At 60.7% G+C, this 19,125-nt stretch carries 20 protein-coding genes and 1 pseudogene; 11 read left to right on the forward strand and 10 right to left on the reverse strand.

The features are described from left to right. Positions 1–5: 5 nt before the first annotated feature. From B5477_RS06600 to B5477_RS06615, 4 genes and pseudogenes are all read right to left on the reverse strand, one after another. A complete protein-coding gene (locus B5477_RS06600) occupies positions 6–299 on the reverse strand; it encodes a hypothetical protein (RefSeq protein ID WP_079698950.1) in 294 nt (97 codons plus the stop codon). An 11-nt stretch (positions 300–310) separates the two neighbouring features. After that, positions 311–832 (reverse strand): hypothetical protein, encoded by a 522-nt coding sequence (locus B5477_RS06605; protein WP_079698951.1) that lies wholly within the window; start codon positions 830–832, stop codon positions 311–313. Between the two features lie 18 nt (positions 833–850). After that, positions 851–1,996 carry a phage major tropism determinant gene (locus B5477_RS06610; protein WP_079698952.1) on the reverse strand — a complete coding sequence of 382 codons (1,146 nt, stop codon included), beginning with the start codon at positions 1,994–1,996 and terminating at the stop codon, positions 851–853. A 169-nt stretch (positions 1,997–2,165) separates the two neighbouring features. Next, positions 2,166–2,547, reverse strand: a pseudogene (locus tag B5477_RS06615) (winged helix-turn-helix transcriptional regulator). Between the two features lie 358 nt (positions 2,548–2,905). Between B5477_RS06615 and B5477_RS06620 the strand changes: the two are divergent. The 7 genes from B5477_RS06620 (at position 2,906) to B5477_RS06650 (ending at position 12,378) form a co-directional block, all read left to right on the forward strand. Next, a complete protein-coding gene (locus B5477_RS06620; protein ID WP_079698953.1) occupies positions 2,906–4,072 on the forward strand; it encodes a galactose ABC transporter substrate-binding protein in 1,167 nt (388 codons plus the stop codon). A gap of 166 nt (positions 4,073–4,238) precedes the next feature. Beyond that, positions 4,239–5,738 carry a sugar ABC transporter ATP-binding protein gene (locus tag B5477_RS06625; RefSeq protein WP_079698954.1) on the forward strand — a complete coding sequence of 500 codons (1,500 nt, stop codon included), beginning with the start codon at positions 4,239–4,241 and terminating at the stop codon, positions 5,736–5,738. Positions 5,739–5,752: 14 nt separating this feature from the next. Further along, a complete protein-coding gene (locus B5477_RS06630; RefSeq protein ID WP_079698955.1) occupies positions 5,753–6,814 on the forward strand; it encodes a galactose/methyl galactoside ABC transporter permease MglC in 1,062 nt (353 codons plus the stop codon). Between the two features lie 137 nt (positions 6,815–6,951). After that, positions 6,952–8,562: a response regulator gene (locus B5477_RS06635; RefSeq protein WP_079698956.1), complete on the forward strand. Its 1,611-nt coding sequence runs from the start codon at positions 6,952–6,954 to the stop codon at positions 8,560–8,562. 36 nt (positions 8,563–8,598) lie between these two features. Beyond that, the gene (locus B5477_RS06640) at positions 8,599–10,413 is read left to right on the forward strand and encodes a sensor histidine kinase (RefSeq protein ID WP_079698957.1); all 1,815 of its coding nucleotides are present in this window, start codon (positions 8,599–8,601) and stop codon (positions 10,411–10,413) included. Further along, on the forward strand, positions 10,410–11,363 hold the full coding sequence (locus B5477_RS06645) for a substrate-binding domain-containing protein (RefSeq protein WP_159448955.1): 954 nt from the start codon (positions 10,410–10,412) through the stop codon (positions 11,361–11,363). Before B5477_RS06640 ends, B5477_RS06645 begins: the two co-directional genes overlap by 4 nt. After that, entirely contained in the window at positions 11,320–12,378 is a 1,059-nt protein-coding gene (locus B5477_RS06650; protein WP_117507805.1) for a galactose ABC transporter substrate-binding protein, read from the forward strand. Before B5477_RS06645 ends, B5477_RS06650 begins: the two co-directional genes overlap by 44 nt. Before the next feature lie 77 nt (positions 12,379–12,455). On the opposite strand, the gene B5477_RS06655 is transcribed toward B5477_RS06650, so the two are convergent. The 6 genes from B5477_RS06655 to B5477_RS06680 all read right to left on the reverse strand — a co-directional run bounded on the left by B5477_RS06655 (position 12,456) and on the right by B5477_RS06680 (position 16,193). Then, positions 12,456–12,851: a DUF2752 domain-containing protein gene (locus tag B5477_RS06655; protein ID WP_079698959.1), complete on the reverse strand. Its 396-nt coding sequence runs from the start codon at positions 12,849–12,851 to the stop codon at positions 12,456–12,458. After that, complete coding sequence (locus B5477_RS06660; protein ID WP_079698960.1) at positions 12,848–13,198, reverse strand: DUF4234 domain-containing protein; 351 nt, start codon at positions 13,196–13,198, stop codon at positions 12,848–12,850. The genes B5477_RS06655 and B5477_RS06660 overlap by 4 nt, the downstream gene beginning before the upstream one ends. 113 nt (positions 13,199–13,311) lie before the next feature. After that, positions 13,312–13,467: a FeoB-associated Cys-rich membrane protein gene (locus B5477_RS06665; protein ID WP_079698961.1), complete on the reverse strand. Its 156-nt coding sequence runs from the start codon at positions 13,465–13,467 to the stop codon at positions 13,312–13,314. Positions 13,468–13,493: 26 nt separating this feature from the next. Continuing rightward, positions 13,494–15,653 (reverse strand): ferrous iron transport protein B, encoded by a 2,160-nt coding sequence (gene feoB / locus B5477_RS06670; protein WP_079698962.1) that lies wholly within the window; start codon positions 15,651–15,653, stop codon positions 13,494–13,496. 96 nt (positions 15,654–15,749) lie between these two features. Beyond that, entirely contained in the window at positions 15,750–15,971 is a 222-nt protein-coding gene (locus tag B5477_RS06675; protein ID WP_079698963.1) for a FeoA family protein, read from the reverse strand. 12 nt (positions 15,972–15,983) lie between these two features. Next, the gene (locus B5477_RS06680; protein ID WP_181966696.1) at positions 15,984–16,193 is read right to left on the reverse strand and encodes a FeoA family protein; all 210 of its coding nucleotides are present in this window, start codon (positions 16,191–16,193) and stop codon (positions 15,984–15,986) included. A 247-nt stretch (positions 16,194–16,440) separates the two neighbouring features. Between B5477_RS06680 and B5477_RS06685 the strand changes: the two genes are divergently transcribed. From B5477_RS06685 to rapZ, 4 genes are all read left to right on the forward strand, one after another. Continuing rightward, entirely contained in the window at positions 16,441–16,815 is a 375-nt protein-coding gene (locus B5477_RS06685) for a metal-dependent transcriptional regulator (protein ID WP_079698965.1), read from the forward strand. Between the two features lie 91 nt (positions 16,816–16,906). Next, positions 16,907–17,296, forward strand: a complete 390-nt coding sequence (locus B5477_RS06690; RefSeq protein WP_079698966.1) for a metal-dependent transcriptional regulator — start codon at positions 16,907–16,909, stop codon at positions 17,294–17,296. A 141-nt stretch (positions 17,297–17,437) separates the two neighbouring features. Further along, complete coding sequence (locus tag B5477_RS06695; RefSeq protein WP_079698967.1) at positions 17,438–18,139, forward strand: cysteine hydrolase family protein; 702 nt, start codon at positions 17,438–17,440, stop codon at positions 18,137–18,139. A gap of 84 nt (positions 18,140–18,223) precedes the next feature. Continuing rightward, a complete protein-coding gene (gene rapZ, locus B5477_RS06700; protein ID WP_079698968.1) occupies positions 18,224–19,093 on the forward strand; it encodes an RNase adapter RapZ in 870 nt (289 codons plus the stop codon). Positions 19,094–19,125: the final 32 nt, after the last annotated feature.

Here is a 19,125-nt window from a genome sequence, read left to right on the forward strand (position 1 = left end):
TTTTATTAACTCAGGTCTTTGATACATTGAATCAGTCTTTCTTTGAGGGAATCAAACTCTTTCCTTAGTTTAATGTATTTTTCCCGATAGCTTTCAGTGCCGGCCTCCAGAGCCGTATGGTTTGCGGTATCTTCTTGATTCGCATCCCATACTTTCATGATTTCGTTGACGATTTCATCGGGCTGCTCGGCTTGTAGTGCCTGGCGGCCTGTCTCGCTGTTTTCATACGCTCGGGTTCCGTATTTGTCGGACTGGATGGATACAAAATCCTTGGTCAGCGTTCCTGTAAGTATTTCCATTTTTGTCCTCCTTAAGAATTAGTTATATACATTGCGGAAAAATTCGTAAAATAAAAATTGTCATTGATTTCCGACGCTTGCAATGAACCACCTGTCGCGTTGCTGGACTGGATGATTGCCAGTGAGGTGTAGTTTGCTATAGTTCCGGTAATGATGTGGCCGGCTGCAAGATTCGTATCGCGTATGACTGCAGAGGGCTGTGAAAAGCTTCTGATAGCGGCGAAAGGCAACCCGCCGATTTTTAAGGCGCCGCTCATTCCGCCTTTGCTTGATATCACGATCGAGCCTTTACATACAACGAGGGGACCAATTTTACAATAGAATCCGTCCCGCGCGGTATAGGTCGGATTACCCTCCGTTGTGCTGCCGTATAAAAAAGGTGTCCACTCCCCGGAACTGATAATGGATTTGTCTAATTTCTCTTCTAATATTTGGTCCGCCAGCAAATTATCCGCATTGAAGTCCTCCATGGTCGGCTTGTCGGACAGGGACCATTGGTTGAAGCCCAATTCTGTTTTATTGATACTGGACAAAATAGCAAGTCTCCTTTCTTAAAGGCTGTTGCAGGCACAGCGGGCGCTAATGAAACTTATTGTATCCCAAGGTGAATTACGAAGTCGTACCGTACACGCCCCAGCGTTTTTACCATCATTCCATTGTCCTCCAGAAATTGTGGCAATCAGCGAATAGTCGTTGTAATCATAAATATTGCCGTATCCATCACCAAATGGAGACACACTATCCCAGTTCCAAACACCATCCGTGGAGGGGCTATAATGTCCATTTCCATTGGTATACGCTTTTCCACCGCGTCCGCCGTCATATGAGGGAAAGTTACCATTGCCGCTGTACATCGTATGTTCCGCGCGCGTAATGCAATCACTTAGCCACTCCCAGACATTCCCCACCGCGTCCCGGCAGCCGATGGAAGAGACCGCGTTTGCCACGTACCCGGTTTTCTGCCGCCCACTATTCGTCTTCGCCGTCCAGCCATTTTCGTTGCTGTCGTCAAGCCCGCCGGGGCTTCCAAATGCCATCTGGCAAAACTCCTGATAGGTCAGCAGCCGTTTCCCCACCACGAGGGCGCGCTCCACGAATCCGTACCAGTTGAGCCCCTCCGTACCGGTCAACGGCAGTTGGTTGTAGGCCGATAGCAGACCTCCGTCCCCATCGTCGCTGGATTGGTAAATATCGACCCAGGTCCCGTTTCCCAGGTACACCATTCCCTTCGGGTCGCAAGCCGGGCGGTGCCCCTTGTACCATACGCTGCGGGGCAGGATGCCGTTGTAGACGTTGCTTTCCCACCCTTCGCCGCGAACCTCTCCCGCCAGATTGACCGGCCGCAGCTTTTCATCGACGCGGCGGCAGGTACCGTAGTGGAACCCGCCGATCCTTTGGGCGCGGGCGATGTCACCGTCGAGAGAAATAAAGAACCCGCCGTCCGTTTTGTAAACCGTGTAGTCCTTGCCTACATAGAACGAGCTCCCAACGTCGAGGTCCTCCGCACCGATCCGGGTGGTGCTGCCGTTCCAGGTCACGTTCAGCTTGTCCTCGCCGGCGGCCTTCATCGTCACCGAATACTGCTCCTTGAGCAGCTGGTCGGTCAGCAGGTTGTCGGCGTTGAAGTCGTCCATGGTGGGTTTGTCCGTCAAGGTCCATTGATTGAATCCCAGTTCCGTCTTGTTCATGCTTGCCATTGTGTTTCCCCCTAAAGTTTGATGTAGTGGAATAGGTCCTACATCAATGGGAGGAAATCGGCCTTGATTAACCGCCGGCGGTTATTTTTCTACACCGAAAATGACAGAAAAGGCTCTCAAACATCTTTTCAAGACGTTTGAGAGCCTTTTACACTTCCACCCATTGTGCTCATTTGAGGTGATAATCGCATTTTTGGCATTGCAGCAGGGTGTTGGTACTGTCTTCCCGGTGATAGGCACCCGACCAACGGCAGATCGTCTGCAAAATCGGCACCACGGATTTTCCTTTTTCACTGAGACGGTATTCGACCCGCGGGGGGGATTTCGTCGTACTGCTTACGCTCAATGATGCCGTCCCGGATCAATTCCTTCAGGGCGCCGGCCAGGACCGCGTCCGTGATGTTGGTCATTTCCCTGCGCAGTGCACTGTAGCGCAGGGTATCCTTCTCGGCGAGCACACAGATGATTCTGGACTTCCATTTCCCGCCAAACACGTCGAGCCCGTATTCGAGCGGGCAGCGGATATCCTTTGGGGTTTTGGGCTGATACATGCGATCCCTCCTGTCTGACCTCATTATATAGGAAGGGCTCTCGTTTCTCAAGCCGCTATGAAATTAATAAGCGGCTCAATGTTTTTAGTGTGTTTTGAGAGAGACCATACGCCTGCCGGAGTTTTGCGATCGGTCCCGCCCGTTCCGCCTGTGGAGGGCGGTGAGCAGGGGGATGTCCTTATGAGGAAAACGTTTCCCCTAAAACTTTCCAGGGAAACAACAAAGTTTTTTCATGAAAGAGAAAAGAATTTTCTATCGTTTTTCTTGTTCGCGGGCGGTACAATAAAGTTGCCCCGCAGGGAGTGCCTCCCGCGGCGCGAATCAGGAAATCAACCCTTGATTTTAAGGAGGAAACAGAATGAAGAGAATTCTTTCACTTGCCATTGCCGGTATGCTCTCGCTGAGCCTGCTGGCCGGGTGCTCCGGTGGTACGACCACCACGTCGAGTTCCGAGGCCCCCGCTTCCACCCCTGAGTCCAGCACCCCGGCTGAGTCCAGCACTCCTGCCGAATCCACCCCTGCGGCCGATCTTTCGGACCTGAACGTCGGCGTGTTCTACTACAACTTTGCCGATGTGTACATCACCAGCGTGCGCGGCCACATGGATTCGCAGCTCGACGCGCTGGGCGTGAAGTACCAGAACTATGACGCCGCCAACATCCAGGGCACCCAGATCGACCAGATCAACACCGCCATCACCAACGGCGCCAACCTGCTGATCGTCAACATCGTCGAGACCTCTTCTCCCGATGCCGCACAGAAGGCCGTTGAGGCCGCCCAGGGCGCCGGGATCCCCATCATCTTCTTCAACCGCGAGGTTGCCGATGAGGTGGTCAACAGCTACGACAAGTGCGCCTTCGTCGGCACCGACGCCGCCGAGGCCGGCCACATGCAGGGCCAGATGATCGCCGAGTACCTGCTCGCCAACTACGAGGCCACCGATCTCAACGGCGACGGCACCATCTCCTACGTCATGTTCAAGGGCCAGGAGGGCAACGCCGAGGCCGAGTACCGCACCCAGTATTCCGTTGAGGACTGCGACAAGCTGCTCACCGAGGCCGGCAAGTCCGCCCTGACCTTCTATGACGCGGGCAACACCTCCAAGTACCTGGTCGACCAGACCGGCGCATGGAGCGCGCAGGCCGCGACCGACTACATGAACACCATTCTCGCCGAGTACTCCGAGTCCAACGGCAACATGGTTGAGATGGTCATCGCCAACAACGACGGCATGGCCGAGGGCGCGATCTCCGCGCTGCAGGCGGCCGGCTACAACAAGGGCGACGGCGGCAAGACCATCCCGGTCTTCGGCGTTGACGCGATCGACTCCGCCAAGCAGAAGATCCAGGAAGGTATGATGACCGGTACCATCATGCAGGATGCCGAAGGTATGGCCAAGACCATCACCGCTCTGGTTGGGAACGTCAAGGACGGTTCCGAGCTGATGGCCAACACCGATTCCTTCAACGTAGACGAAGGCGTGGATAAGATTCGCGTACCTTACGGCGTGTACACCGGCGAATAAGCGAAATATTCGCGGCATTCGCCCCAGCACGGATCGCCACGGACGAGCGGGGTTGCCAGAAGTGGCAGCCCCGCTTTTTGCGTGGAACCCCTGCCCAAGCTGCACCCGTTCTTTTCAGGGCGGCTCGGGCAGGGGCTCCGCGGTACCTTTAGAGAGGAGGAAACAGATGGAGCAGCCGGTATTGCTGGAAATGAAGAACGTCAGCAAGGAATTTCCCGGTGTCAAGGCGCTCGACAACGTGTCCCTCACGGTGCGTCCCGGCACCGTCCACGCCCTGATGGGCGAGAACGGCGCGGGCAAGTCCACCTTGATGAAATGCCTGTTCGGCATCTACCGCAAGGACAGCGGGACCATCATCCTGGACGGGAAAGAGGTCAATTTTAAAAGCGCCAAGGAGGCCTTGGAAAACGGGGTCGCCATGGTGCATCAGGAGCTCAACCAGGCCCTGACGCGCAGCGTTTTGGATAACCTCTGGCTCGGGCGCTATCCCAAGGTGGGCGGGCTGATGGTCAACGAGCACGCCATGATGCAGCGCACCCGCGAGGTGTTCAGCCAGCTCGAGGTCAAGGTCGATCCCAAAACGATCATGTCCACCATGCCCGTCTCCCAGCGGCAGATGGTGGAGATCGCCAAGGCGGTCTCCTACGAGGCCAAGATCATCGTCTTCGACGAGCCCACCTCCTCGCTGACCGAGGTGGAGGTAGAGCACCTGTTCCGCATCATCAAGATGCTGCGCGACAAGGGGTGCGGCATCATCTACATCAGCCATAAGATGGAAGAAATCCTGCGCATCAGCGATGAGGTCACCATCATGCGCGACGGCGCCTGGGTGGCGACCCGCCCGGCGAGCGAGTTGACCATGGAGGAGATCATCCGCCTGATGGTGGGCCGGGAGCTGACCAACCGCTTCCCGCCCAAGACCAACGAGCCGGGGGACGTGATCCTCGAGGTCCAGAAGCTCTCGGGCAAGTATACCCGGCTCAAGGAGGCTTCCTTCGAGCTGCGCAAGGGCGAAATCCTCGGGATCGCGGGGCTGGACGGCTCGGGGCGCACCGAGGTGCTGGAAAACCTCTTCGGCGCCATGACCAAGGGCGGGGGGACCATCCGCCTGCACGGCAAAGAGGTGCAGAACCGCACGCCGGGCGAGGCGATCAGGAACGGCTTCGCGCTGCTGACCGAGGAGCGCCGGGCGACCGGCATCTTTGGGGTGCTGAGTATTAGGGAAAACACGGTGATCTCCAGCCTGCACGACTATCTGAAGTGGGGCGTGTACTTAGACGACAAAAAGATGGCCAAGGACACCGACTGGTCGATCGAGGCCATGCGGATCAAGACCCCCGGCCAGAAGACGCAGATCCGCTCGCTCTCGGGCGGCAACCAGCAAAAGGTCATCATCGGCCGGTGGCTGCTCACCAAGCCCGAGGTGCTGCTGCTGGATGAACCGACCCGCGGGATCGACGTGGGCGCGAAATATGAAATCTATCAGCTGATCATCAATCTGGCCAACGAGGGCAAGGGGGTCATTATGGTCTCCTCCGAGATGCCCGAGCTGCTGGGCGTCTGCGACCGGATTCTGGTCATGTCCGGCGGCCTGCTGGCCGGCGAGGTCGACGCGAAGAATACCAGCCAGGAGGAGATCCTCACCCTGGCGGCCAAGTATGTGTAAGGGGAGGCACCACTATGAGTAATAACACCGTCGCCAAGGTCAAGCGCGAAAGCGAGCCCTGGACCGCCAAGCGGGTGGGCGACCTTTTGATGAACAACGCGCTGTTCATCCTGATGTTCATCGCCATCGTCTATATTGCGATGAAGAACCCGAACTTTCTGACGGCCTCGTCCATCATCAACATCCTTTCCCAGACGGCGGCCTACCTGCCCGTCGCGCTGGGCGTTGCGGGATGTATCGTCCTGACCGGCACCGACCTGTCCGCCGGGCGGATCGTGGGGTTGACCGCGTGTATTTCCGCCTCGCTCTTGCAGGCGGTCACCACCAACAACAAGATGTGGCCGAGCATCGGACCGCTGAACATCTTTGTGGTCATCCTGATCGCCATGCTCATCGGCGGGCTCTTCGGCGCGTTCAACGGCTTCTTTGTGGCCAAGTTCAAGCTCCATCCCTTCATCGTGACCCTGGGCACCCAGCTGATTGTCTATACCCTCCTGCTGCTCTACGTCAAGATGGGCAACAACAAGGGCATGGCCATCTCCGGGCTGGATAAATCCTACACCGAGTTCGTGACCGGGCACCTGCCCTTCATGCAGGTGGGCGGGATTCCGATCCCCAACTATGTGCTTATCGCCGTGATCGCCACCGCGCTGATGTGGTTTATCTGGAACAAGACCACCCTGGGGAAAAACATGTTTGCCCTGGGCGCCAATGAGGAAGCCGCGCGGGTTTCCGGCGTCAACGTGATGGCCACCACCATCCTGGTCTTCGCCCTGGCGGGCGCCATGTACGCGGTGACCGGCTTTGTGGAGGGCGCGCGCGTGGCCTCCAACACCGCCAACACCGGCTTCAACTACGAGCTGGACGGGATCGCGGCCTGCGTCATCGGCGGCGTGTCGTTCGTCGGCGGTATCGGTAAGATCCGCGGGATCCTCGTCGGCGTGCTCATGCTGCGCCTGATCTTCGTGGGACTGAATATGATCGGGATCAACCAGGACCTGTTCTATCTCATCAAGGGCGGGATCATCCTGTTCGCCTGCGCGCTGGATATGCGCAAATACCTGGTCAAGAAGTAATCCGTTTTGGGATTCGTGCGCATGAGGCTGCCGGATAAACCGGCAGCCTCATGCTGTATGGGGGCTAATTTTGATTATCTCTTGCAGAAACTGCGAAACTACTGGTATACTAATCATCATACGGGAGGGGATTGCGTATGGAAACATACCGGGTTCTGCTGGTGGACGACGAGGAGGAGATCCGCGAGGGGATCAGCCGCAAGATCGACTGGGCCTCCTTGGGCTTCGAGCTGGTCGGCGAGGCGGAGAATGGCGCCGAGGCGCTGGAGCTCTGCGAGCAGCTGCGCCCCGACGTGGTGCTCACCGACATCAAGATGCCCTTCATCGACGGGCTGGAGCTCTGCCGCCGCCTGCGCACCCAGCTGCCCGCGGCCAGGACGGTGGTCTTTTCCGGCTTCGACGACTTTGAATACGCCCGCCAGGCCATCAGCATGAACGTCTCGGAGTACATCCTCAAGCCGATCAACGCCCCCGAGCTGCGACAGGTGCTGCAGAAGCTGCGCGGCCAGCTGGACCGCGAGCGGGCCGAGCGCCGGGATATGGAGACCCTGCGCCGGCAATATGAGGAGAGCCTGCCGGTGCTGCGCGAGCTGTTTTTCACCCGGCTGCTCGACGGACGGGTGCGCCCCGACCAGGTCCGTGAGCGGGCCGACCGCTTCGAGATCGGTCTGCCCGAGGGGGTTTGGGCGGCCGCGCTCATCCAGGTGGACGGCGCGGGGGAGGACGACCCGGTCAACCGGGACGAGCTGCTCCTCGTCTCGGTGCGCGCGCTGTTCGAGGAGCATTTCTCGCTAAAGGACTGCACCTCCCATCTGATCCTCTACAACGACACGGTGGCCCTGCTGACCACTTTGCCGAGGTTTGAAAACCCCTATCCGCTGATCGCCGAGCTGGACCGGGTCTGCGCCCTTTCGCGCAGCTATCTGGACCTGACTCTCACGGTGGGGGTCGGCCGGCCCTGCTTCGGGCCGCAGCAGCTCCATCTTTCGGTCGAGGAGGCCCGCTGGGCGCTGGATTACCGGGTGCTCGCCGGGCCGGGGCGGGTGCTCTATATCGGCGATCTGGAGCCGGACGGATCGGTGCGCCTCTCCTTCGACGAGGCGGACGAGCGCGAGCTCTCAGCCGCGATCAAGCTCGGCGACCGGGAGCAGCTCCCGCCCCTGATCGAATCCCTGATCGCCAGGGTGCGGGAGGCGGGGCTCGCGCTGCCGCAGTGCCAGATCTTTTTCCTCGAGCTGCTCACCTCCTTAATCAAGCTGGCGCGCAGCGGCGGGGTGGAGCCGGAGGAGGTCTTCGGCGAGGGCTTCACCGGGATGGTGCAGCTCACCGACTTCCGCTCGCCCGAGGAGCTCGGGCGCTGGTGCTGCGAGCGCTGCCTGCGCCTTCAGGAGCTGCTGGGCAGGCGGCGGATCGATTCCGCCGGGCGCACCGTCGAGGCGGCCAAGGCCTACATCGCCCAAAACTTTGCCGACAGCGACCTGGGGGTGGATGCCCTGTGCGCCCACCTGCACCTGTCGCCCGCTTATTTTTCCACCCTCTTCAAGCGTGAAACCGGCATGGGCTTTACCGCCTATGTAACCGATGTGCGCATGGAGGAGGCGGTACGGCTGCTGCGCGAGAGTGGGGAAACGACCTACCGGATCGCCGAGAGGACCGGCTATCAGGACCCGAACTATTTCAGCTACGTTTTCAAAAAACATTTCGGTATGTCGCCCTCCAAGTTCCGCGCGGGGCTCAAGGACGGCTGAAACCACTGAATCAAATGGGGAAGGAGCGCCGGGAATATGCGAAAATTGATCCGTTCGCTGGCAAGCAGGGTGTCACGCTGGTACCGCTCGATGAGCATCCAGATGGTCATCTCCCTCTCCTTCACGGCGGTGGCGGTGGTGGGGATCCTCTTCATCGGCCTGTCCTTGTTCTGGCGCTTCTCCACAACCACCAACCGCCTCCAGGAGGACGGCAGCCAGCGGGTGCTCGCCCAGGTGAATTTAAACCTGGATGGCTATCTGCGCCGGATGATGCGCATTTCGGACACCATGTATTTTCGGGTGATCAAGTCCACCGACCTCGAGCGGGGGGACATCTCCCAGCAGATGAACCTGCTGTATGAGGAGAACCGCGACGCGCTCGTTTCGATCGCCCTCTTTGGCGGCGACGGTTCACTGGTGAGCGCCACGCCGCTGGGCTCCCTCAAGCCCCAGGCTGCCCCCGCGCAGCAGCCCTGGTTCACCGCCGCCACCCAGAGGCTTGAAAACCTGCATTTTTTCACCCCGCAGGTGCAAAACCTCTTTGAGGACCCCAGCTACTCCTACCGCTGGGTGGTGTCACTGAGCCGCCATGTGGAGCTGACCAGGGCGGGCAGCACCGAAAACGGCGTGCTGCTCGTGGACATGAGCTTCGGCGGGATCGAGCAGATCTGCCGGGATGTGGAGCTGCCGGGCGGCGGCTACCTCTACCTCATCGACGGGAACGGGGAGCTGATCTACCACCCCAAGCAGCAGATGATCTACGCGGGGCTCGAGGAGGAAAACAACCTCGCCGCCGCCGGCTACCGCGACGGCAGCCACCGCGAAAGTTTCGGCGGGCGGGAGCGGCAGGTGACCGTCAAGACGGTGGGCTACACCGGCTGGAAGCTGGTGGGCGTGGTCCCGGTGGCGGGGCTTGCGTCCAACTCCTACCAGATGATCCTCTTCGGCGCGTCGCTGATCCTCTTTTCGGTCTTTTTGCTGGCTTTCCTCAACTTCCGCATTTCCGAGCACATCTCCAAGCCCATCCGCAATCTCGAGCAGACGGTCAAGCAGCTCGAGGCGGGCAAGGAGGTCGAGATCGAGGAGGACGGCTGCTACGAGGTGCGCCGGCTGGGGCACGCCATCCGCTCGATGACCTCGACCATGCGCCACCTGATGGAGGACATCATCCAGCAGGAGGGCGAGAAGCGCCGCTCCGAGCTGGAGGTGCTCCAGTCTCAGATCAACCCCCACTTTTTGTATAACACCCTGGATTCGGTCATCTGGATGACCGAGGCGGGGCGGTACCCCGAGGCCATCCAGATGGTCACCTCCCTGGCGAGGCTGTTCCGTATTTCGCTCAGCCGGGGGAGCAGCATCATCCCCCTGCGCGACGAGCTCGAGCACGCCGGGCACTACATGACCATCCAGAAAATGCGTTATAAGAACCGTTTCGAGGTGCAGATTCATGCCGACGCGGACACCGAGGGGCTCTACTCCCTCAAGCTGATCGTCCAGCCGATTCTGGAGAACGCCATCTACCACGGGATGGCCGCCGCCGACGGGGACGGGCTGATCACCGTGCACGCCTACCGCGAGGGGGAGGACCTGCTCATCGACGTGAGCGATAACGGACTGGGCATGCTCCCCGAGGTGGCCGGGCAGCTGCTGGACGGCAGCAAGCCGGTCCCCAACCGGGGCAAGGGCTCGGGGATCGGGGTGCGCAACGTGCACAGCCGGATCCGGCTCACCTTCGGGGAGCGCTACGGCCTTGTCATCATGAGCGAGCCGGATATGGGTACCACCGTGCGCATTCGCCAGCCGGCCCTGGACGAGTCGGCAGCCGGCCGGTGGAAGGAGGCACAGCCGTGAAGATAGGACGCAATCTGATCCAGCTGGTGATCCTCTGCCTGTTGGGCGTCTCGGTGGCGCTCACCCTGGTGCTGCCCGAGCTCCCCGGCATCGAGAGCCGCCGCCGCACGCTGGAAATTTCGGTGCTCATCCGCGAGGCGGATACCGCTTTGTGGTCCAACGCCAGGCTGGGGATGGAGCAGGCGGCCGTGGATCTTGGGGCGGAGCTGCGCTTCCTGCCCTTGGCGCAGGACAACGACTACGCTTCCCAGGCGGCGCTGCTCCAGCGGGAGGCGAAGGGCGGGGCCGACGCCGTGATCGTGGTCCCCGCCGATCCCGAGGGGCTCGCCGCGTTTTTGGAGGAGCAGTCCATCGAGCTGCCGGTGGTGACCATGGAGTCGCCCATGCCCGGAGGCAGGGCCTGCTTCACGCCGGAGAACGGGGAGATGGGCCGGGCGCTGGCCGGGGCGTTTCTGGAGGACCGCCGCGGGGAGCGGGTATTGCTGCTGGATACCGCCTCACGCAGCACCGGGGTCGCGCAGCGTCTGCAAGCCTGCCTGCAGACGCTGCGGGAGGCGGGGGTGCCCTTCGAGGTGCAGAAGGCCGAGGCGCAGAGCCTGCAGCGGGATCTGCCCGGTCTGCTCGGGCAGACCGGCGCCGGCGCCGTGATCGCCTTCGATTACGCCGCCACCGAGGCGTTGGCCTCGGTGGCACAGGAGTTGCCCGAGCAGCCGCTGCTCTATGGGGTGGGAGCCACCGGGGCGATCGCGGCCTGCCTGGAAAAGGGCACCATCGCGGCGGCGGCCGCCTGGAGCGACTACGCGGCAGGGTATTCGTCGGTGCAGGAGGCGGCCCGCCGCTCAAGGGGCGAAAGGAGCCTGAATACGCCGCAGCTGGGCTTCCGAATTGTGCGAGGGGAGAATCTGTATGAACCGGACAATCAAAAGCTGTTTTTCCCGGTTATGTATTAAAGGGCTGGCAGTACTCCTGCTCCTTGCCATCCTGCTGGGCGGCTGCACGGGAGGCAGCGAGCGGGAGGAGAGCGTCCTGCGCCTGGGGATCGCGGTTTACCAGCAGGAGGACACCTTCATCTCCACCGTGGTGCAGCATATGGAGCGCCTGGCGCGGGAGGAGGAACTGGAAAAGGATATCAAGATCAGCCTGACCATCACCGATGGGCGCAGCAACCAGACGGTGCAGCTTGAGCAGATGGACCGCTTCCTCGACCAGGGGTGCGACGTGATCTGCGTCAATATCGTGGACCGCACGGCGGCCGCCGTATTGATCGACAAGGCCGAGGAGGCCGCAGTACCCCTGATCTTCTTCAACCGCCAGCCGGTCGAGGAGGACATGGAGCGCTGGGAGCAGGTTTACTATGTGGGGGCCAAGGCCGCCGAATCGGGGCGGCTGCAGGGGCAGATCGTGCGCGACCTGTGGCAGAATGAGCGCGGTCAGGTGGACCGCAACGGCAACGACGTGCTCGAGTATGTCATGCTCGAAGGTGAGCCCGGCCATCAGGACACCCTGCTGCGCACCAAGTATGCCATAGACGCGCTGACCTCGGTGGGAATCCGGGTGCGCAAGCTGGCCAGCGAGTCGGCCAACTGGAACCGTGCGCAGGCCGCGCAGAAGATGTCGCTGTGGCTGGAGGAGCAGGGCGGGGACATCGAGGCGGTCTTCGCCAACAACGACGACATGGCCTTGGGCGCGATCGACGCCTGCCTCTCCGCCGGCCTTAGCGCCGAGAGCATGCCTCTGGTGGTCGGGGTGGACGCAACCCCGCCGGCGCTCGAGGCCATCCGGGCCGGGACCCTCAAGGGCACCGTGCTCAACGACAGCGAGGGGATGGCAAAGACCATGATCGACCTGTCGCTGGCGCTCAGCCGCGGGGAGGACCCCGCATCGGCGGCGAAGCTGGAGGAAGGGCATTATATCTGGCTGCCCTACCGCCGGATCGAAGCGAAGGACCTCTCCCGGGAGGAATGACCGCACAGCTTGATAAAAGAGTCCCTGCGTGCTCCCGCTTTGCGGGAGCGCGCAGGGACTTTGCATGTTTGAGGGATTCAGTGGGGCGCGAGGAAGGACAGGGCGGGAAGGTTTCGCAGCACTCCGAACAGGAGGAGCAGCGCGATCATCACCCAGAGCAGGGAGGACAGCCACCGCGGCGTCGCCCACTCGCCGGTGCGCAGGTAGTGCCCACCGCGCCACAGGAAGAGCAGCGCCAGCGCCGGGAGCAGGAGGCAGAGCGCCGCATTCGCGCGAAGGGCGGCGGCAAGGTCGAGGCGCAGCAGGGCCAGCGACATGCGCGAAACCCCACAGCCGGGACAGTAGAGCCCGGTGAGCGCATGAAAGGGGCAGGGGATCGAAACGGGGGTATACAGCAGCAAAAAAGCGTACCCCGCCGCGCACAGGCAGAGCAGGGACGCTTTTTTCAGCAGGTTTTGCAGCCGGTCTCTCATTGATAGATGGGGCCGTCGATCAGCTTGTTGATCTCATTTTGCATGAGCGCCCAGCCGGCCAGGGGGAAGATCAGCTCCAGGATCAGGTAGAGCACGCCGCTGTCGCTGCTCGGGATGCCCCGCGCCCTTTTCACCATATCCAGCTTTTCGCCCATTTTGTAGGCCCAGTATATTCCGTAGATGTTACAGGTGATGAGCGTCAGCAGGAAGGCCATCCCGCCGGAGGTTTTGTGATCCCCTGAAAGGGCGTTTGCCTCGTCGGTCAGGCAGATGAACCAATAGATCCCGTAGAGGTTGCAGGTGAGGATGGATAGAATGATGCACACTGGAATACTTCTCTTTTGCATAACGCTTCCCCTTATGTATAGTATGAATTGATTGTATAAAATCCCAGCGGCTTTGTCAATCGCCAATGAAAACAAAACTTACCCCCTGCCGCTTCCGGCAGGGGGTAAGTCGGTTACTTTGTATCCATCTGCCGCTGACAGTGGCAGCAGCCACCGCTTTTGCCGCCCGGACAGCCGACGCATTCACCGCGCTTGGCCTTGCGAAAGGCGTAGCGGATGGCGAAAAACATGGCCAGCAGCAAAAGACCGAATATGATCCAGGTTACCATAAGGATTCCTTCTTTCTGCGGGGCGGTTATGCATGCGCCCCCGCGACGGCGGGTTTACGGGCCGTTTTATTGGGATTGTAGCTGCGCAGCAGCCCCCAGAGCAGCGCTGCCACACAGATCAGGGCCAGGACCTGGCCGATTCCGAAGGACACGCCATAGAAGAGGAAGCCGCCCAGCTGGTTGATGATGAAGCCCATCACGTAGGCCATGGCCGTCATGTAGCCGATGGCGAACCAGGTCCACTTGGCGCTCATCATCTCCCGGCGGATGGCGCCGATGGCCGCGAAACAGGGCGCGCAGGTCAGGTTGAAGACCATGAAAGCCAGGGCGCTGGCACTCGTGGCGAAGAGCGTCGGAACCATACTGAGCAGGGCCGGGTCGTCCTCGCCGACCTCGCCCAGGCCGAAGAGCACGCCGAAGGTGCCGACCACGTTCTCCTTGGCCACCAGCCCGGAGACGCTGGCCACGGCCGCCTGCCAGTTGCCGAAGCCCAGCGGCAGGAAGATCGGGGCGATCACGCCCCCGATCGCGGCCAGCAGGCTGGCGTTTTCATCCTCGACCATGTAAAGGCCCTCGGGGCCGAAGCCGAAGCTCTGCAAAAACCAGATGATCCCGCAGGCCACGAAGATGACGGTGCCGGCCTTGATGATGAAGGCCTTGCCGCGCTCCCACATGTGCAGCAGTACGCCCTTGGGAGCGGGGAAGTGGTATTGGGGCAGCTCCATGACGAAGGGGGAGGGGTCGCCGGCGAACATCTTGGTCTTCTTGAGGATGATCCCGGAAATGACGACCATAAAGATCCCGAAGAAGTAGGTCGCCGGGGCCATCCAGGTGATGTTCGGGAAGACCGCGCCCGCGATCAGCGCGATGATCGGCAGCTTGGCGCCGCAGGGGATGAAGGTGGTGGTCATGATGGTCATCCGCCGGTCCTTCTCGTTTTCGATGGTGCGGGTGGCCATGATCCCCGGCACGCCGCAGCCGGAGGAGATGAGCATGGGGATGAAGCTCTTGCCCGAGAGGCCGAACTTGCGGAAGATCCGGTCCATGATGAAGGCGACGCGCGCCATGTAGCCGCAGTCCTCCAGGATGGAGAGGAAGAAGAAGAGGATGAACATCTGCGGCACGAAGCCGAGCACCGCGCCCACGCCGCCGATGATCCCGTCCACGATCAGCCCCTGCAGCCAGCCGGCGGCGCCCACCGCCTCCAGCCACCCGCCGACGGCTGGCTGGATGGTCTCGGCAAACAGGGTGTCGTTGGTCCAGTCGGTGACGATGGTGCCCAGCCACGAGACCGAGACGAAATAGACGATATACATCACGGCAGCAAAGATGGGCAGCGCTAGCCAGCGGTTGGTTACCACCCGGTCGATTTTGTCCGAGGTGGTCAGGCCGCTTTGTCTTTTGCGCACACACTGGCTGACCAGCTTACCGATGAACTGGTAGCGCTCGCCCGTGATAATGCTTTCGCTGTCGTCGTCCAGCTCGGCCTCGAGCCCGGAGACGATCTCCTCCAGGCGTTTTTTGCCGTCCGCGTCCAGCTCCAGCTTTTCGAGCACCTTTTCGTCCCGCTCGAACAGCTTGATGGAGTACCAGCGCAGCCTCTCCTGCGGGACCGTACCGTCGATCAGGCTTTCGATCCCGCTGAGCGCTTCCTCGACCGGCTTTGAGAAGGTGTGTCCAGGGTGGGTCTTGGCCCCGGTGAGCGCCATCTGCACCGCGCGCTCCGCCACTTGGCGCGAGCCGGTCCCTTTAATCGCCGAGGTCTCGATTACCTCGCACCCGAGCGCCTGTGAGAGCTTTTCGACGTCGATCTTATCGCCGTTCTTTTGCACAATATCGATCATGTTCAGCGCGATGATCACCGGTAGCCCCATCTCGGTGAGCTGGGTGGTCAGGTAGAGGTTGCGCTCGATGTTCGAGCCGTCCACCAGGTCGATCACCACGTCCGGGTGTTCGTCCAGGATGTAATTTCGGGTGACGACCTCCTCCAGCGTGTAGGGGGAGAGGCTGTAAATACCCGGCAGGTCGGTCACGACCACATCCTTGTGAGTGCGCAGCCTGCCCTCCTTCTTCTCGACCGTGACCCCCGGCCAGTTGCCCACATACTGGCTCGACCCGGTCAGGTCGTTGAACATGGTGGTTTTGCCGCAGTTTGGATTTCCTGCAAGCGCGATTTTAATAGCCATTCTCTGTGTTACCTCCTCTGCGGGGATTGCCCGCTGGCCTGTGAAGCCTTTGAAGTCGATGGTTAGTGTTTGCTAACTTATGGCGGTAAAAATACCTCAGTCCACCAGGATGTTTTCCGCCTCGTTCTTGCGGATGGACAGCTCGTATCCGCGGATGGTGATCTCGACCGGGTCGCCCAAGGGAGCCACCTTGCGCACATAGATGCTCGTACCCTTGGTGATCCCCATGTCCATGATCCGGCGTTTGAGCGGGCCCTCGCCGCCGAGTTTCTGCACGGTGACGGTCTCGCCGCATTTGGTGCTTCGCAATGTTTTCATGCTGTTTCCTCCTCAAATCATGATCCGGCTGGCCATGCTCCTGCTCAGCGCCACCCGGGTATCCTTGACGTTTACGATCAGGTTCCCGCCCATCTGCGAGATGACGGTGACCGCGCCGCCCTCCACAAACCCCAGGCTCTCCAGAAACCGGCGGGTCTCCTCCTTCCCATGGATTTCCTTCACGGTGCCGGGCTCTCCCGAACGTGCCATTGTCAGCGGCATAATAGGAATCCTTCCTTTCTTTCATACGGCATGTGGTTAGTGGTTGCTAACTTTTTACTACGGTTGCAGTTTACCATTGCTAACCAAAAAAGTCAAGAGACTTGAGAATAAAACGGAACTATGCTAAAATGAAGAAAATTGCAGCCGGATCAATTTGGCGAAAAGCGATAAAATTGTTGAATCCGGTTAACATTACAGATACGGACACTCGCTTTCAGGTTACGCGCGGGAAAGGAATGGTTGTGGCATGAAGATTCAGGAATCCGCTGAAAACTATCTGGAGACGATTTTGGTGCTGCGGCGCGAGAAGGGCGCGGTGCGCTCGATCGACGTGGTGCAGCGGATGAATTTCAGCAAGCCGAGCGTCAGCCGGGCGATGAGCCTGCTGCGTCAGAATGGCTATGTCACCATGGACAAGGAGGGCTTTCTCGAGCTGACCGACAGGGGCCTGGAGATCGCCGAGCGCATCTATGAGCGGCACCGCCTGGTGACCGAATGGCTCATCCGCCTGGGCGTCACCCCCGAGGTGGCCGAGGCCGATGCCTGCCGGATCGAGCACGACATCAGCGAGGAAACCTTCGTGCGGCTCAAGGAGCACATCGGCCGCGCCGCCCAGGAATGACCGGAAACGGAGGGGGTTGACATTTTAGTCCTCCCGGTGTTATGATATGCCCGAAGGTTAGCTATTGCTAACTTAGAAAGGGGTGGCTCATATGCGTTCGGCCTGTGCCGCGCGGTATCTGCTGGCAATCTACGAGCTCAGCGACGGGGGCGCGGCGGTGCGCTCGGTCGACATCGCCCGGAGACTGCAGGTCAGCCGGGCCAGCGTGGTCAAAAGCCTTAAGCTGTTGGCAGAAGCCGGGATGATCCAAAAGGAGTATTACGGCAATGTGCAGCTCACCGCGCTGGGGGTGCGGGAATCCAACCGGATCTACACCGAGAATACGCTGCTGTGCGCCTTCTTTCGCGATTATCTGCACATCAGCGGCGAGGCCGCCGAAAGGGACGCGGCCGCCTGCCTGTGCGCGCTCACCCGGGAGGGCAAGGAGCGTATGATCGAGCTGGCGCTGCGTTGCCGCCATGCGCGCGCCGGGCGGGAATAGGCGGCGGAAGGTCCGGGGATTAAAAGTCCCGGCCCTTTTTATCCCTTGCGGGTTCGACACAGGAGAGATTTTGTGGTAAACTGTCGGTAGCAAAGCCGACGGGATACCGGAGTATTCCCGCAAAAACGAGGAGGAACCGACATGCCCCAAAACCCTACCAAGAGCGCATTGATCGTCATCGACATGGAAAACGCTTTTCTGGACCCGTCCTCCCCCTGCTGTATCGCGGGGGCGCTCGAGACCGTCGGGCGCTGTGAGCGGGCGGTGCGGTTGGCGCGGGAGAAGGGAATCCCGGTCTTTTTTGTCAAACGGATTTACCGGGCAAACGGCAGCGACGTGGAGCTGACCCGCTACCGCACCTGGCAGCGGGGGGAGCGGATGATGGCGCACGGCAGCACCGGGGCGCACGGCGCCACGGTCCCCGCCGGCCTTAGGCCGCAGGAGGGGGACTACACCATCATCAAGCCGCGCTGGAGCGCGTTTTTCATGACCGAGCTGGATTTGATCCTGCGCCGGCTGGGGGTGCGCACGGTGATTCTGACCGGGACCACCACCCCCAACTGCGTGCGCACCACCGCCTATGATGCGAACGCGCTGGACTATCAGGTGGTGGTCCTCGAGGACTGCACCTCCTCCCAGACCCCGCAGATTCAAAAGGCGAATATTGAGGACATGCGCCGGATGGGGGCCGTGATCCTCACCTGCGAAGAGTTTTCAGGATATGATGAAACCACCCTGCCGTCGCCGCAGGAGCAGCTATGCGCCGAAATCGAAGGCTGCCCCCGGCCGCCCGAGGCATATGCCGACACGCCGCAGGGCAGGGCGCTTTGCGATCTGTGGTAGCACGGGCGGCGGATTTTTGAATGACGCCGCGGCCAATAGGCCATGATAAGGGGAAGCGACAAAGGTAAGGCCGGGAGGGACCCTATGGAATTTATCATTGTGACGGGAATGTCGGGCGCCGGGAAATCCAAAGCCATCGACGTGTTGGAGGACATCGGTTTTTTCTGCGTGGACAACGTCCCTCCGCAGCTGCTCGGGCGGTTTGCCGACCTGCAGAAGCTCTCGGGCGGGACGATCAATAAGATCGCCGTGGTGGTGGACGCGCGGGGCAGGGAGATGTTCCGCGACTTTCTCTCCTCGCTGCGGTCGCTCAACGAGACGGTGGAAGGCTATAAAATCCTCTTTCTCGATGCGTCGGACGGCGTGCTGCTCAAGCGCTACAAGGAGGGCAGGCGCAAGCATCCGCTGCTGGGCGGGGATACCTTGACTTTGCAGGAGGCGATCGCCGCCGAGCGGGAGCTGCTGCATGAGGCGCGCCAGCGGGCGGACTATGTTGTCGACACCTCGCTGATGGCCCCCTCCCAGTTGCGGGAATACCTGATCGGCACCTTTTTGCAGAGCACCCATCAGGCCATGCTGGTGCGCTGCATGTCCTTCGGCTTCAAAAACGGGCTCCCGGCCGAGGCAGACTTGGTTTTTGACGTGCGCTGCCTGCCCAACCCCTTTTACGTCCCCGAGCTCAAGGAGCACACCGGGCTGGAAGCGCCGGTGCGCGACTATGTCTTCCAGTGGCCGCAGAGCCAGCAGCTGGCACAGCGGCTGTGCGACCTGCTCGATTTTCTGATCCCGCTCTATCTCAAGGAGGGGAAGAGCCAGCTGGTGGTGGCGATCGGCTGTACGGGAGGGCGGCATCGCTCGGTTGCCTTTGCCGAGCGCCTGAGCGGGCATCTGCAAAAGAAGGGCCTGCGGGTGGTGACCAGCCACCGGGACAAGGACAAGCCGAATCAATACTGAGAAAATGGCAAGGGCCCGCAGATGATAGTCTG

This window comes from Provencibacterium massiliense (genome assembly GCF_900169495.1).
GTDB lineage: Bacteria > Bacillota > Clostridia > Oscillospirales > Ruminococcaceae > Harryflintia > Harryflintia acetispora.